The following is a 13,551-nucleotide window of genomic DNA, read 5'->3' on the forward strand; positions in this document are numbered from 1 at the left end:
AACAACGCGCACAAGGCATCCGGGCCCCACCGGCGAGTCCGCGCCAGGCCTGCGTCCGTATGGCGGAATACCGGCGGATACCCTGGAGAGGTGACGTTCCCGGTAGTCGGCATGGTCGGCGGCGGTCAGCTCGCCCGCATGACCCACGAGGCGGGCATCCCCCTCGGCATCAGATTCAAGATCCTCAGTGACACCCCCCAGGACTCGGCGGCCCTGGTCGTGAACGACGTCGTCATCGGCGACTATCGCGACCTGGACACGTTGCGCGCCTTCGCGCGCGGCTGCGACGTGATCACCTTCGATCACGAGCACGTACCCACCGAGCACCTCCGGGCCCTGGAGTCGGACGGCATCCCCGTCCGGCCGGGGCCCGACGCGTTGGTGCACGCACAAGACAAGGGGGTGATGCGCGCCAAGCTCGACGAGATCGGCGCGCCCAGCCCCCGCCACCGGATCGTGAGCGATCCGGCGGACGCGGCGGCCTTCGCGGACGAGGTCGGCGGCTTCCCCGTCATCCTCAAGACGGTGCGCGGCGGGTACGACGGCAAGGGCGTGTGGTTCGTCCGCACGCCCGAGGACGCGGAGGCCCCGTTCAAGGCGGGCGTCCCGGTCCTCGCGGAGGAGAAGGTCGATTACGTCCGCGAGCTCGCGGCCAACATCGTCCGCTCCCCGCACGGCCAGGCCGTTGCCTACCCGGTCGTGGAGTCCATCCAGGTCGACGGCGTGTGCGACACGGTGATCGCCCCCGCCCCCAACCTCTCCGAAGCCCTCGCGGGCGAGGCGCAGGCCCTGGCCCTGCGCATCGCCAAGGAGCTCGACGTGACCGGCCACCTGGCCGTGGAGCTGTTCGAGACCACCGACGGCCGCATCCTCGTCAACGAACTGGCCATGCGCCCGCACAACAGCGGCCACTGGACCCAGGACGGCGCGGTCACCTCCCAGTTCGCCAACCACGTCCGCGCGGTCCTGGACCTCCCCCTGGGCGACCCGCGCCCCCGGGCCCGCTGGACCGTGATGGCCAACGTCCTCGGCGGGGACTACCCCGACATGTACGCGGCGTACCTGCACTGCATGGCCCACGACCCGCAGGTGAAGATCCACATGTACGGCAAGGACGTGAAGCACGGCCGCAAGGTCGGCCACGTCAACACCTACGGCGACGACCTGGACGATGTGCTGGAACGCGCACGCCACGCAGCCGGCTACCTCAGAGGAACGATCACCGAATGAGCACTTCCCCCGTCGTGGGCATCGTCATGGGTTCGGACTCCGACTGGCCGGTCATGGAGGCCGCCGCCCAGGCCCTGGACGAGTTCGAGATCCCCTACGAGGTCGACGTCGTCTCGGCCCACCGGATGCCGCGCGAGATGGTCGCCTACGGCGAGCACGCCGCCGAGCGCGGCCTCAAGGCGATCATCGCCGGTGCGGGCGGGGCCGCCCACCTGCCCGGCATGCTCGCGTCCGTCACCCCGCTGCCCGTCATCGGCGTGCCGGTCCCGCTGAAGTACCTCGACGGCATGGACTCGCTCCTGTCGATCGTCCAGATGCCCGCCGGGGTTCCCGTCGCCACCGTCTCCGTCGCCGGCGCCCGCAACGCCGGCCTGCTCGCCGTGCGCATGCTCGCCGCGCACGACCCCGAGCTGCTCGGCCGGATGCGCGACTTCCAGCAGGAGCTGAACGACCAGGCCACCGAGAAGGGCAAGCGCCTGCGCGCCAAGGTGGCCGGAGCCGAATCCTTCGGGTTCGGCAAGTGAGCGCGGCGGACCTGCTCGGCGAGGCCCGGGAGCTCCTCGCCGAGCACCCCGTCGTCGACGGCCACAACGACCTGCCCTGGGCCCTGCGCGAGCAGGTCCGCTACGACCTCGCCGGCCGTGACCTCGCCGGCGACCAGTCCGCCCACCTGCACACCGACCTCCCCCGGCTGCGCGCCGGCGGCGTCGGCGCGCAGTTCTGGTCGGTCTACGTCCGCTCCGACTTCGCGGGCGACGAGGCGGTCAGCGCCACCCTGGAGCAGATCGACGCCGTCGGCCAGCTGATCGCCCGTTACCCCGGGGACCTGGTGCGGGCCCTGACGGCGGACGACATGGAAGCGGCCCGCGCCGACGGGCGGATCGCCTCCCTGATGGGGGCCGAGGGCGGCCACTCCATCAACAACTCGCTCGCCACCCTGCGCGCCCTGCACCAGCTGGGCGTGCGCTACATGACGCTCACCCACAACGACACCATCGACTGGGCGGACTCGGCGACCGACGCACCCCGCCACGGCGGCCTCGCGGACTTCGGCCGCGAGGTGGTCCGCGAGATGAACCGCATCGGCATGCTCGTCGACCTCTCGCACGTCGCCGAGACCACCATGCGCGACGCGATCGCCGTCTCGGCCGCGCCGGTGATCTTCTCGCACTCCTCGGCCCGGGCGGTCTGCGACCACCCGCGCAACGTCCCCGACGACGTGCTGGCCCTGCTGCCCGCCAACGGCGGCGTCGCCATGGCCACCTTCGTGCCGAAGTTCATCCTCCCGGCCGCCGTCGAGTGGACCCTCGCCGCGGACGAGAACCTGCGCGCCCACGGCTTCCACCACCTCGACACCACCCCCGAGGCGATGGCCCTCCACCGGGCCTTCGAAGCCGGCCGGCCCCGCCCCGTGGCGACCGCCGCCACCGTCGCCGACCACCTCGACCACATGCGCGAGGTCGCCGGCGTCGACCACATCGGCATCGGCGGCGACTTCGACGGCACGGCCTTCACCCCGGCCGGGCTCGACGACGTCTCCGGCTACCCGAACCTGATCGCGGAGCTCCTGCACCGCGGCTGGTCCCGGGCCGACCTGGCCAAGCTGACCTGGTCCAACGCCGTACGGGCGCTGCGCGACGCCGAAGCGGTCGCCCGGGACCTCTCGGCCACCCGCGGCCCCTCCAACGCCGTGCTCTAGAGGGCGGCCCCGCGGAATCACGGGGGCGGGACCGGGAACACCACCCCGGTCCCGCCCCCGTCCCGTACCGCCGTACACCCGAACGCCGCATTCGCCGGGCGCCATCCTCACCCCCCATGTCACGGTGGCCCCATATCTCCCTGCTGCCGCCGAGACCGGAGCGAATGCCATGGCCGACCTGCAGGATGAACCCCACTCCGTGGGTGTCGGAGCCGAAGACGTCCCCGTCACCGCCCCCCTGACGGCGGGCGGATCCCTGGACCGCGCGGCCGCGCTGCTCGCCGTCCATCCCGTGGCCGACGGCTGCAACACCCTCGTCTGGACCCTGCGCCAGAGCCCGTACCACGACATCGACACCCCGGACAACGAGGTGGACACGGACATCCCCCGGCTGCGCGCCGGGGGAGTGGGCGCCCAGTTCTGGACCCTCCTCGTACCCCCCGGCCCGCCCCGCGCGGACTCCTGCGCCCAGGCCGTGTGCGAGACCCTCGAACAGATCGACGCCGCACGCGCCCTGATGCGCCGCTACTCCGACAGCCTGTACCTCGCGCTGACCGCCGACGACATGGCCGACGCCCGCAACCGCGGCCGGATCGCCTCGTTCCTCGGACCCGTCCCCGGCAGCACCCTCACCGGCTCCCTCGGCGCCCTGCGCGCCTTCCACGCCCTCGGCGTACGGCTGCTCGCGCCCGCCGGGGCCCCCTGGTCCGACGAGGGACTGACGGCCTTCGGCCACGAGGTGGTCAAGGAGGCGAACCGGCTCGCGATCCTGATCGACCTGACGGGCTGCCCGCCCGCCGCCGCCTGCCAGCTCGCGGCCGCCTCCAAGGCACCCGTGATCATCTCGAACACCGGCGCCGCCTCCCTCAACCCGCACCCGGACAACGCCACCGACGAGGTCCTCCTCGCCCTGCGCGCGGCCGGCGGCGTGGCCATGGTCACCTTCGACTCCGAACGCACCGGCGACTCCCTGCACGCCGTCGCCGACCACGTCGAACACGTACGCGCCCTCGCCGGCCCCGAGGGCGTGGGCCTCGGCGCCGCCTTCGGCTCCGAACACGGAAGCCCGAGACCGGCCGGACTCACCGACCCCTCGGGCTACCCGCGACTGATCGCGGAACTACTGGAACGCGGCTGGTCGGAAGCCGACCTCACCCTCCTCACCTGGGGCAACGCCCAGCGGGTGCTGCGCGAGGCGGAGTTCACCGCCCGCGCCGCACAGCACAAGGCGCCCCCGGCCTAGGACCTGTCCGACAGCGCCGGCTTCGGCAGCACGGTCGCCTTCCACAGCCGGACGCCGGACCACACCGTCGCGAACAGCAGCAGCGCGTTGCGGGAGCAGAGCAGCACCGTGCCCAGCGTGCTGGTGGCCAGGATCTCCGAGTCGTACCACACGGGGAAGACCAGCGTGGTGAGCCCGGTCGTCACGACCAGGAGCCAGGCGACCGGCCGCTGGGTGGTGTGCTTCGAGGTCAGGCAGACGGCCGCGAGACCCAGCAGCCAGATCATGTACTGCGGGCTGATGACCCGGCTGGTGACCGTGAAGACCAGGATCGCGCAGAGCGCGGCGTCGAACGGCGTCGCGCTCGACCAGCGGTTGGCCTTCACCCGCCACAGCAGAAGCAGCAGGAAACCGATCACCGTCAGGCCCATCGAGGCCCGCGCGATGCTCGACACGTACGGGCCGACGTACTCGAACGCTCCGTACTGGAACTCGATCTTGCCGGGCCACAGGTCCAGGCGCAGTGCCGCCATCAGTGCCGATCCGCCCAGCGACTCGACCTGAACGCCGCGGTTGCCCTGGTTGCCCAGGAAGCCCAGCGTGTCCTTGAACAGCAGCGCGAACACGCCCAGCAGCGCCGCGCAGGACAGCGCCGTCGCGACGATCGCGTCGCGCGTGGACTTGCCGCGCGGAGTGCCGAGCAGCGTGAGCAGCGGCCACACCTTCACCATCGCCCCGATCCCGGCCACGACCCCGCCGAGGCGGGGACGGTTACGCATGCAGAGCAGCGCGAAGACCGCGAACAGGGTGACGTGGATGTCGTAGCGGGCGAACGGGGTCGCCATCAGCAGCGGCAGAGCTCCCAGCCACACCAGGGCGCCGGCGATGCTGCCGTCGTCCCGCCGCGCCACCCGGATCAGACCGAGGAGGATCACGGCGTCGCAGAGCACCGTCAGGGCGACGAAGGCCTGGAAGTAGGTGAGGAACGGCAGCAGGTCCGGCGAGAGGAAGATCGACGCGGCCGCCGGCGGGTACTGCCACATGATGTCGTTGTGCGGCATCGTCCAGTGGACGAGGACGTTGTACCAGTTGTGGTAGGTCGCGGTGACCTCCACGCGGACGGCGTTCGAGCCGTGGAAGTCGTTGACGAGCAACCAGAGCATCGCTGCCCTGGTGGCCAGCCAGAACCCTCCGATGCCCAGCAGGGCGCCGCGGCCTCGCATGGCTGTTTCGAAGGATCCCCGCCGGTCAGGCGTGTCGGTCGGTGCCGTCGCGGATGCGGTGGGGTTGGCTGGGAGGCTGCTGGTCGTGGTCATCGGCGCGAAGTCTACCCAGTCGTTTTTTCCCCATTTTTGACCGAGGCCCTTCAAGGATGGGTCCTTCATGCCGCCCTGCCCGGCCCCCGGACCGCCCCCGGACCCTACGCCTGCGGGCGTCCCATGGCCCGGTAGGTCCACCCCGCGCCCCGCCAGCGCAGCGGGTCGAGGGCGTTGCGCCCGTCGAGGATCAGCCGGTCCGTGACGACGGATCCCAGCTCGGCGGGGTCGAGCTCGCGGAACTCGCGCCACTCGGTGAGGTGCAGCACGACCTCCGCGCCGCGGGCCGCGGCGAGCGCGGAGTCGGCGTAGCCCAGGGTGGGGAAGACGCGGCGGGCGTTGTCCATGCCCTTGGGGTCGTAGACGGTGACCTGCCCGCCCTGGAGGTGGATCTGCCCGGCGACGTTCAGCGCGGGGGAGTCGCGCACGTCGTCCGAGTCCGGCTTGAACGTGGCGCCGAGCACGGCGACCCGCTTGCCCAGGAAGGACCCGCCGACCGCCTCGCGCGCCAGCTCGACCATGTGGCCGCGGCGGCGCATGTTGATGGAGTCGACCTCCCTGAGGAAGGTCAGCGCCTGGTCGGCGCCCAGCTCGCCCGCCCGGGCCATGAAGGCGCGGATGTCCTTGGGCAGGCAGCCGCCGCCGAAGCCGATGCCGGCGCGCAGGAACTTGGCGCCGATCCGCTCGTCGTGGCCGATGGCCTCGGCGAGCTTGACGACGTCGCCGCCGGCGGCCTCGCAGACCTCGGCCATCGCGTTGATGAAGGAGATCTTGGTGGCGAGGAAGGAGTTGGCGGCGGTCTTGACCAGCTCGGCCGTCGGGAAGTCGGTCACCACCAGCGGGGTGCCCTCCGCCATCGGCGTCGCGTAGACCTCCCGCAGCAGCTTCTCCCCGCGCTCGCCCCGCACGCCGACGACGATCCGGTCGGGGTGCAGGGTGTCGTTCACGGCGAAGCCCTCGCGCAGGAACTCCGGGTTCCACGCCAGCTCCACGTCCGCGCCCGCCGGGGCCAGCGCGGCGAGCTTCGCGGCGAGCCGCTCGGCCGACCCCACCGGCACCGTGGACTTCCCCACCACCAGCGCGGGCCGCGTCAGATGCGGCGCCAGCGACTCCATCGCGGAGTCCACGTACGACATGTCGCACGCGTACTCGCCGTGCTTCTGCGGGGTGTTCACGCACACGAAGTGCACGTCGCCGAACTCCCCGACCTCCTCCCACGACTGCGTGAACCGCAGCCGCCCGGTGGCCCCCGGCAGCCCCGCGACGTGCCGGGCGAGCAACTCCTCCAGCCCCGGCTCGTACATCGGGACCCGGCCCGCGGCCAGCATCTCGATCTTCTCCGGCACCACGTCCAGCCCCAGCACCTCGAAGCCGAGCTCCGCCATGGCCGCGGCGTGCGTGGCGCCCAAGTAGCCGGTGCCGATCACGGTGATCTTGAGGGGGGCCATGGATGCTCCAGAGGTGCGGGGCCGTTTGCGGCCCCCGAGCATAGTCGGGCCGGTCGTGGGGGACGTTCCCAGGAGCATCCGGCTGTCACGCAGCTCACGTACGCGCCACATATCGCTGCACCGGCGCCGGGAACTAGAATTTGGGTTACTTAACGGTAGTTAGCATCCCGCGCCGCGCGCATGCCAGCGACACACGGCTGTCAGCGCCCTACGGCGCGTCATCCTGGGGAGTGACTGATCTTGGCGGGTTCTGCCGACTTCGACCTGTACCGCCCGGCCGAGGAGCACGACATGCTCCGCGAGTCCGTCCGCGCGCTCTGCGAGGCGAAGATCCTCCCGTTCGCGGCCACCGTCGACGAGGAGGCCCGCTTCCCGCAGGAGGCCCTCGACGCCCTCGTCGCCAACGACCTGCACGCCGTCCACGTGCCCGAGACCTACGGCGGCGCCGGCGCCGACGCCCTCGCCACGGTCATCGTCATCGAGGAAGTGGCCCGCGTCTGCGCCTCCTCCTCCCTGATCCCGGCCGTCAACAAGCTCGGCTCCCTCCCGGTGATCCTCTCCGGCTCGGAGGAGCTCAAGGCCAAGTACCTCGGCCCGCTGGCCAAGGGCGACGCGATGTTCTCCTACTGCCTCTCCGAGCCCGACGCGGGCTCCGACGCGGCCGGCATGAAGACCCGCGCGGTCCGCGACGGCGACTTCTGGGTGCTCAACGGCGTCAAGCGCTGGATCACCAACGCGGGCGTCTCCGACTACTACACGGTCATGGCCGTCACCGACCCCGAGAAGCGCTCCAAGGGCATCTCGGCCTTCGTCGTCGAGAAGTCGGACGAGGGCGTCTCCTTCGGCGCCCCGGAGAAGAAGCTCGGCATCAAGGGCTCCCCGACGCGCGAGGTCTACCTCGACAACGTCCGCATCCCCGCCGACCGCATGATCGGCGCCGAGGGCACCGGCTTCGCCACCGCGATGAAGACCCTCGACCACACCCGCATCACCATCGCCGCCCAGGCCCTCGGCATCGCCCAGGGCGCCCTGGACTACGCCAAGGGCTACGTCCAGGAGCGCAAGCAGTTCGGCAAGCCGATCGGCGACTTCCAGGGCGTCCAGTTCATGCTCGCGGACATGGCCATGAAGATCGAGGCCGCCCGCCAGCTGACCTACGCCGCCGCCGCGAAGTCCGAGCGCGTCGACTCCGACCTCACCTTCTTCGGCGCCGCGGCCAAGTGCTTCGCCTCGGACGTCGCGATGGAGGTCACCACGGACGCCGTCCAGCTCCTCGGCGGCTACGGCTACACCCGCGACTACCCGGTCGAGCGCATGATGCGCGACGCCAAGATCACCCAGATCTACGAGGGCACCAACCAGGTCCAGCGCATCGTCATGGCCCGCAACCTGCCGTAACGGTTCCGGTCCGACCACATCGGTACGGACGGCCCCCGGCGAGAAGCGGGGGCCGTTCGTAACGAGTGGGGCACGATAAATCCTCCGGTCCTGGGGTGGGCCTCAGCGTCGACCGAGCCCCCCTCGTATCTGGGCTAGCCTGCTCTGCTGTGACCGTGATGGAACAGCACTCGGCGAGTCGACACTCAGCTGCCGGCGTCATTGCCGCAGACCGGCCCGTGGCAAGACTGGGGTGGCTGGACGCACTCCGCGGCATCGCGGCGTTGCTGGTCGCAGTGCATCACTTCGGAATGCTGGGACTGCTCCCAGGCGGAGATTTCATCTCCAGGAATTTCGACCTCGGCATCTACGCCGTCATGCTGTTCTTCCTCGTCAGCGGATACATCGTGCCGGCTTCGCTGGAACGCCGCGGAGATGTGCGGGGATTCTGGGTAGGCAGGATTTTCCGGATCTACCCGCTGCTCGTCGTCGTCATCGGCGCGGCGCTGATCCTCCTGCCCGCCGATCACTCCGCGGTGCCGGACGCCGTGGTCGACCATCCGGTCAGGTCCACCCTGGCGAACGCACTGCTGCTGCACGAAATGCTGAACATACCCAGTGCGCTGGGCGCCATGTGGACCCTTTCCTACGAGATGGTCTTCTATTTCCTCGTCACGGCCCTGTTCGTACTCGGCCGCCACCGGCTCAGTGCCCAGATCTCGCTGGCCTTCGCCGCACTGGCACTCCTGCTCGGCGGGGCCGTCGGCTCCCGGCTGATCACGGCCGACCCGTCCTCGACGCGCAACCTCATCCTGGCCTGCACCGTCGTGGTGCTCGTCGGCATGTCCTGCGTGTTCAGCGGCCGTGCGGACCTGACCCGGCTCGGCGCGCTGGTCCTCGGCGGGCTCGGCCTGCTACTGGTTCTGGGCAACGCCCGGGCGCCCTTTTTCGAAACCACCCTCATCTTCGCCACGATGTTCGCGGGCACGGCGATCTACCGAATGCAGCACGGCCAGATCGACCGCCTGTTCGGTGCGGTGTGCTGCGGGTTCGTCCTGTTCGCGGGCCTGGCCGCCGGCTACATGTACAACCGTGGCCCGGCTCTGGACCGGAGCTGGACCGCGGGATGGAACGGCTTCGTCCTCCCCTATTTTGCGGCGTGGCTGACGTTCGGCATCGGAATGCTGTTGCGTAATGCCGCATTCCCGAAGGTGCTCACCTGGCTCGGCGCGATCAGCTACTCGGTGTACGTGGTGCACCTTCCCGTGCTTCACGGTGTCCACTGGATGATGCAGGGCGTGGAAATCCCGAAGCACGGGCCCGGAAAGTTCATTCCAGCCCTGATCTTCCTCGCACTGGTCCTGCTCCTGAGTCACCTCACCTACCGGATGGTGGAACTGCCGGGCCAACGCCTTGCCAAGCGGCTGCTCAAAACCCTGGAAGGCAACAGGCCGGATCCGGTGTCGCACCGGCGTTGAAACGGGGGTGGCGGGCCGGACCGGAGGCGGCCCGAGCCGCCTCCGGCGCGGCCTTCGCAAAGCCTCCGATGGGCTAGATTAAAAGCTTCGTACGCCTGAACCGCTTGGGGAGAGAACAAAATGACGGAAGCGATCCTGCTCGTCGGCGGGCAGGGGACGCGACTGCGCCCCGTGACGGTGAACACCCCCAAGCCGATGGTTCCGGCAGCGGGCGTCCCGTTCCTCGCCCACCAGATCGCCAGGGCCGCTGCCGCCGGTGTCACGCACATAGTGATGGCCACCTGCTACCTCGCCGAGGTCTTCGAGCCCTACTTCGGCGACGGATCCGACTTCGGCATCACCCTCGAGTACGTCGTCGAGGACGAGCCCCTCGGCACCGGCGGCGCCATCCGCAACGCCGCCCAGCGCCTGACCGGCGGCCCGGACTCCCCCGTCCTCGTCTTCAACGGCGACATCCTGACCGGCCTCGACATCGCCGGCCTGGTGGAGTCCCACCGGGCGGCCGACGCCGACGTCTCCCTCCACCTCGTGCGCGTCGAGGACCCCCGCGCCTTCGGCCTGGTCCCCACCGACCCCGACGGGCGGGTGCTCGCGTTCACCGAGAAGCCCGAGACCCCCGAAGAGATCATCACGGACCAGATCAACGCCGGCTGCTACGTCTTCCGCCGCAGCGTGATCGACTCCATCCCGGCCGGCCGTCCGGTGTCCGTCGAGCGCGAGACCTTCCCCGGCCTCCTCGCCTCCGGCGCCAAGCTGCACGGCGTGACCGAGGACACCTACTGGCTGGACCTCGGCAAGCCCGAGTCCTTCGTGCAGGCCTCCGCCGACCTCGTGCGCGGCGTCGTCTCCTCCCCGGCCGTACCCGGCCCCCGCGGCGAGGCCCTCGTCCTCCCGGGTGCCCAGGTGGCGGAAGGCGCCAAGCTGACGGGCGGTACCGTGGTGGGCGCCGGCGCCCGGATCGAATCGGGCGCTGTCGTCCAGGGGTCCATCGTGCTGGACGGCGCGGTCCTCGGCGCGGACACGGTGGTGAACGCCAGCCTCATCGGCGCCGGCGCCTCGGTGGGTTCGCGCACGGTCGTGACCGGTGCCGTCATCGGGGACGGCGCCGTCGTGGGGGCCGACAACGAACTCCGTGCAGGGGTGCGGGTGTGGTGCGAGGCGGAACTGCCCGACGCAGCCGTCCGTTTCTCCTCCGACCGGTGATCGACTCAGTGAGGCATAACCCTGTGATAGGCGAGCAGCAGACTCCCCGCAAGACCGACGTTGCCACCACCAAGCTCCCCGACACCTGGGCGCACACCCCCCTCACCGTGGTCATGCCGACCTACAACGAGGCGGGCAACCTTCCGGGCATGGTGGAACTGCTGATGGGTCTCGACCAGCCGGGCCTGCGCCTGCTGATCGTCGACGACTCCTCGCCCGACGGCACCGGCAAGATTGCCGACGAACTCGCGGAGGGCTACCTCACCGAGGACGGCAAGCCGCGCATGTCGGTCCTGCACCGCACCGCGAAGGACGGCCTCGGCCGCGCCTACGCCGCCGGCATGGCCAAGGCCGTCGAGGACGGCGCCGAGTACGTGCTCCAGATGGACGCGGACGGCTCCCACCCGGCCGGCAAGATCGCCGAGATGCTGGGCGTGGCCCGCTCCACCGGCGCCGGCCTGGTCGTGGGCTCCCGCTACGTGCCGGGCGGCACCCTGTCCGACGCCTGGGGCGCGCACCGCAAGCTGCTCTCCCGCTGGGCCAACGCGTACGCGAGCACCATCCTGGGCACCCGCGTCCGTGACATCACGGGCGGCTTCAACCTGTGGAGCGCGGGCGCGCTGAAGGCGATCGACCTCGCGTCGATCGGCAGCGCCGGCTACAGCTTCCAGGTGGAGATGAAGTACAAGGCCCTGCGCCGCGGCTTCCAGGTGATGGAGGTCCCGATCCACTTCGAGGACCGCACCGTCGGCGAGTCGAAGATGAACCTGGCCGTGCAGCTGGAGTCCATCGCGATGCCGTGGAAGCTCCGCGCCAGCGTCGGCAGGTAGACACACGTACGTTCGCCGCAAGGGGCACCCCCTCGGGGGTGCCCCTCGCGTGTGTCCGGTGTCGTCGTGTCAGCTCGCGGCGAGGATCTGTCCGTACGCGGTCCAGCCGCCGCCCGTGTCGCCGCCGTTGTTGGCCCAGGCGCCGACCGAACCGCCGGCGTAGGTCAGGAGGTAGTCGGCCCTGCCCTCGCCGGTGACGTCGACGAAGCTCACTTGGTCCGGGTTGGTGGTGAGACCGGCGGCGAACTGACCGGGATTGAACCAGCCGCCGTGTCCGTCGCCGCCGCGGTTGAGGTACGTGGTGATCGACCCGTTGTCGTTGATCACCGTGTAGTCGGCCTTGCCGTCACCGTCGAGGTCGGCCAGGCGCAGCCGGCCGCGGTTCGTCGTGGTGCCGGTGGCGACCTGTCCCAGGGTGACCCATCCGCCACGTGTGTCACCGCCGCGGTTGAGGTAGACGTTCACCGCGCCGTTGTCCGCGACCGTGAGGTAGTCGGCCTTGCCGTCACCGTCGAAGTCGGCGAAGCGTACCTGGTCGGAGTTGCTCGTGATGCCGGTGGCGACCCCACCGATGGCGGCCCAGCCGCCGCCGTTGTCGCCACCGCGGTTGAGGTAGACGTTGACCGCGCCGGTGGAGTTCACCATGATGTAGTCCGCGCGGCCGTCACCGTCGAAGTCCGCGAACCTCACCCTGCTGCGGTCGCTCGTCACACCGGCTGCCACCTGGCCGATGTCCTGCCAGCCGCCGTGCCCGTCCCCGCCCTTGTTCAGGCGGACGTCGACTGCGCCGCTGTCCTCGACGGTGATGTGGTCGGCGCGGCCGTCACCGTCGAAGTCCGCCCACCGCACACGGCCCGTGCCGCCCGACTCGTTGCCGGCACGGGCGACGTGCTTGCCACCGATCCAACCGTCGTTGAACGCCTTGTTCAGCGCGCCGTTGAACGCCTGGCTCATCCGGGCGTACCCCTGGTCGTTGGGGTGGAGACGGTCGGCCATCTCCCAGGAGGTCAGGGCCGGCGGCTCTATGTAGCGGAACTTGTTCCCGGCGGCCTGCTTGCCGGGCTCGAGCCCCTTGACCGCAGCGTTGTAGTCCTTCACCAGGCCCTGCAGGCCGTCCGTGGTGGGAATGAGGCCCTGGACGAGGACCGTGACGCCGGGCTTGTCGGCGAAGACGCGGTCGACGAGGGCGGAGAGGCGATCCGCCGCGTGTTCCTTGTCCGCGCCCCGGTCGAGGTCGTTGATCCCGAGGTGCAGCAGGACGACGTCCGGGTTGGCCGCGTTGACCCATCCGTCGATCCCACTGCGGATCTGGTCGACCATGTAGCCGTTGTGACCCTCGTGGTCGGGGTCCGCCACGGCTCCGGAGCTTCCCGAGCCGACGTAGTCGATGGAGTAACGGGATTGTGCGGTGGTCGCGTTCCACAGCGGCAGCCGGTATCCGGCGCCCGTGGAACTTCCGGCTCCGGCGGTGATCGAGTCACCGAGGGGCATGACCTTGATCGCCGGTGAGGCCGGCGGCGTCGCCGCCGAGGCCGCGCCGGTGGCGCCGCCGAGGGCGGCCAGACTCATCAGTGCGGCGAGGCCGAGTGTGGTGGTGCGCTTCATCAGCTGGATCGATTCCTCGGGTGGAAGACGGGAGATGGGCGAGCCATCGGTCAGGCGCCGGTGGCGATCTGGCCGTAGGTGGTCCAGCCGCCGCCGGTGTCGCCGCCGTTGTTGATCCAGGCGTTGATGGCGCCGTTGTTGTT

General features: G+C 70.4%; 11 protein-coding genes. 8 read left to right on the plus strand and 3 right to left on the minus strand.

All coding sequences use genetic code 11. The annotated features are described in order from the left end of the window. Positions 1-90: 90 nt before the first annotated feature. From ACFVXK_RS19065 to ACFVXK_RS19080, 4 genes are all read left to right on the plus strand, one after another. Positions 91-1,230, plus strand: a complete 1,140-nt coding sequence (locus tag ACFVXK_RS19065) for a 5-(carboxyamino)imidazole ribonucleotide synthase (RefSeq protein ID WP_389613107.1) — start codon at positions 91-93, stop codon at positions 1,228-1,230. Beyond that, positions 1,227-1,754 (plus strand): 5-(carboxyamino)imidazole ribonucleotide mutase, encoded by a 528-nt coding sequence (purE, locus tag ACFVXK_RS19070; RefSeq protein WP_389613109.1) that lies wholly within the window; start codon positions 1,227-1,229, stop codon positions 1,752-1,754. Before ACFVXK_RS19065 ends, purE begins: the two co-directional genes overlap by 4 nt. After that, on the plus strand, positions 1,751-2,929 hold the full coding sequence (locus ACFVXK_RS19075; RefSeq protein ID WP_389613110.1) for a dipeptidase: 1,179 nt from the start codon (positions 1,751-1,753) through the stop codon (positions 2,927-2,929). The genes purE and ACFVXK_RS19075 overlap by 4 nt, the downstream gene beginning before the upstream one ends. Before the next feature lie 169 nt (positions 2,930-3,098). Then, positions 3,099-4,172, plus strand: coding sequence for a membrane dipeptidase (locus ACFVXK_RS19080; RefSeq protein WP_389613111.1), 1,074 nt, complete (start codon positions 3,099-3,101; stop codon positions 4,170-4,172). Here the strand turns inward: ACFVXK_RS19080 and ACFVXK_RS19085 are convergent. Together ACFVXK_RS19085 and ACFVXK_RS19090 are read right to left on the minus strand one after the other, a co-directional pair. Next, positions 4,169-5,374, minus strand: a complete 1,206-nt coding sequence (locus tag ACFVXK_RS19085) for a glycosyltransferase 87 family protein (RefSeq protein ID WP_389613113.1) — start codon at positions 5,372-5,374, stop codon at positions 4,169-4,171. The two genes, ACFVXK_RS19080 and ACFVXK_RS19085, sit on opposite strands and share 4 nt — an antisense overlap. Positions 5,375-5,571: 197 nt before the next feature. Beyond that, entirely contained in the window at positions 5,572-6,915 is a 1,344-nt protein-coding gene (locus tag ACFVXK_RS19090) for a UDP-glucose dehydrogenase family protein (protein WP_389613115.1), read from the minus strand. Between the two features lie 240 nt (positions 6,916-7,155). On the opposite strand from ACFVXK_RS19090, the gene ACFVXK_RS19095 reads away from it, so the two are divergent. The 4 genes from ACFVXK_RS19095 to ACFVXK_RS19110 all read left to right on the plus strand — a co-directional run bounded on the left by ACFVXK_RS19095 (position 7,156) and on the right by ACFVXK_RS19110 (position 11,803). Beyond that, a complete protein-coding gene (locus ACFVXK_RS19095) occupies positions 7,156-8,313 on the plus strand; it encodes an acyl-CoA dehydrogenase (RefSeq protein ID WP_045949344.1) in 1,158 nt (385 codons plus the stop codon). Between the two features lie 158 nt (positions 8,314-8,471). Beyond that, positions 8,472-9,770, plus strand: coding sequence for an acyltransferase family protein (locus ACFVXK_RS19100; RefSeq protein WP_389613134.1), 1,299 nt, complete (start codon positions 8,472-8,474; stop codon positions 9,768-9,770). A 120-nt stretch (positions 9,771-9,890) separates the two neighbouring features. Next, entirely contained in the window at positions 9,891-10,973 is a 1,083-nt protein-coding gene (locus tag ACFVXK_RS19105; RefSeq protein ID WP_358896533.1) for an NDP-sugar synthase, read from the plus strand. 23 nt (positions 10,974-10,996) lie between these two features. Continuing rightward, positions 10,997-11,803 (plus strand): polyprenol monophosphomannose synthase, encoded by an 807-nt coding sequence (locus tag ACFVXK_RS19110; protein WP_389613118.1) that lies wholly within the window; start codon positions 10,997-10,999, stop codon positions 11,801-11,803. A gap of 69 nt (positions 11,804-11,872) precedes the next feature. Here ACFVXK_RS19110 and ACFVXK_RS19115 read toward each other — a convergent pair whose 3' ends face one another. Continuing rightward, positions 11,873-13,408 carry an FG-GAP-like repeat-containing protein gene (locus ACFVXK_RS19115; protein ID WP_389613120.1) on the minus strand — a complete coding sequence of 512 codons (1,536 nt, stop codon included), beginning with the start codon at positions 13,406-13,408 and terminating at the stop codon, positions 11,873-11,875. Between the last annotated feature and the right edge of the window lie 143 nt (positions 13,409-13,551).

Origin of the sequence: Streptomyces sp. NPDC058157 (assembly GCF_042884105.1) — a bacterium.
Lineage (GTDB): Bacteria > Actinomycetota > Actinomycetes > Streptomycetales > Streptomycetaceae > Streptomyces.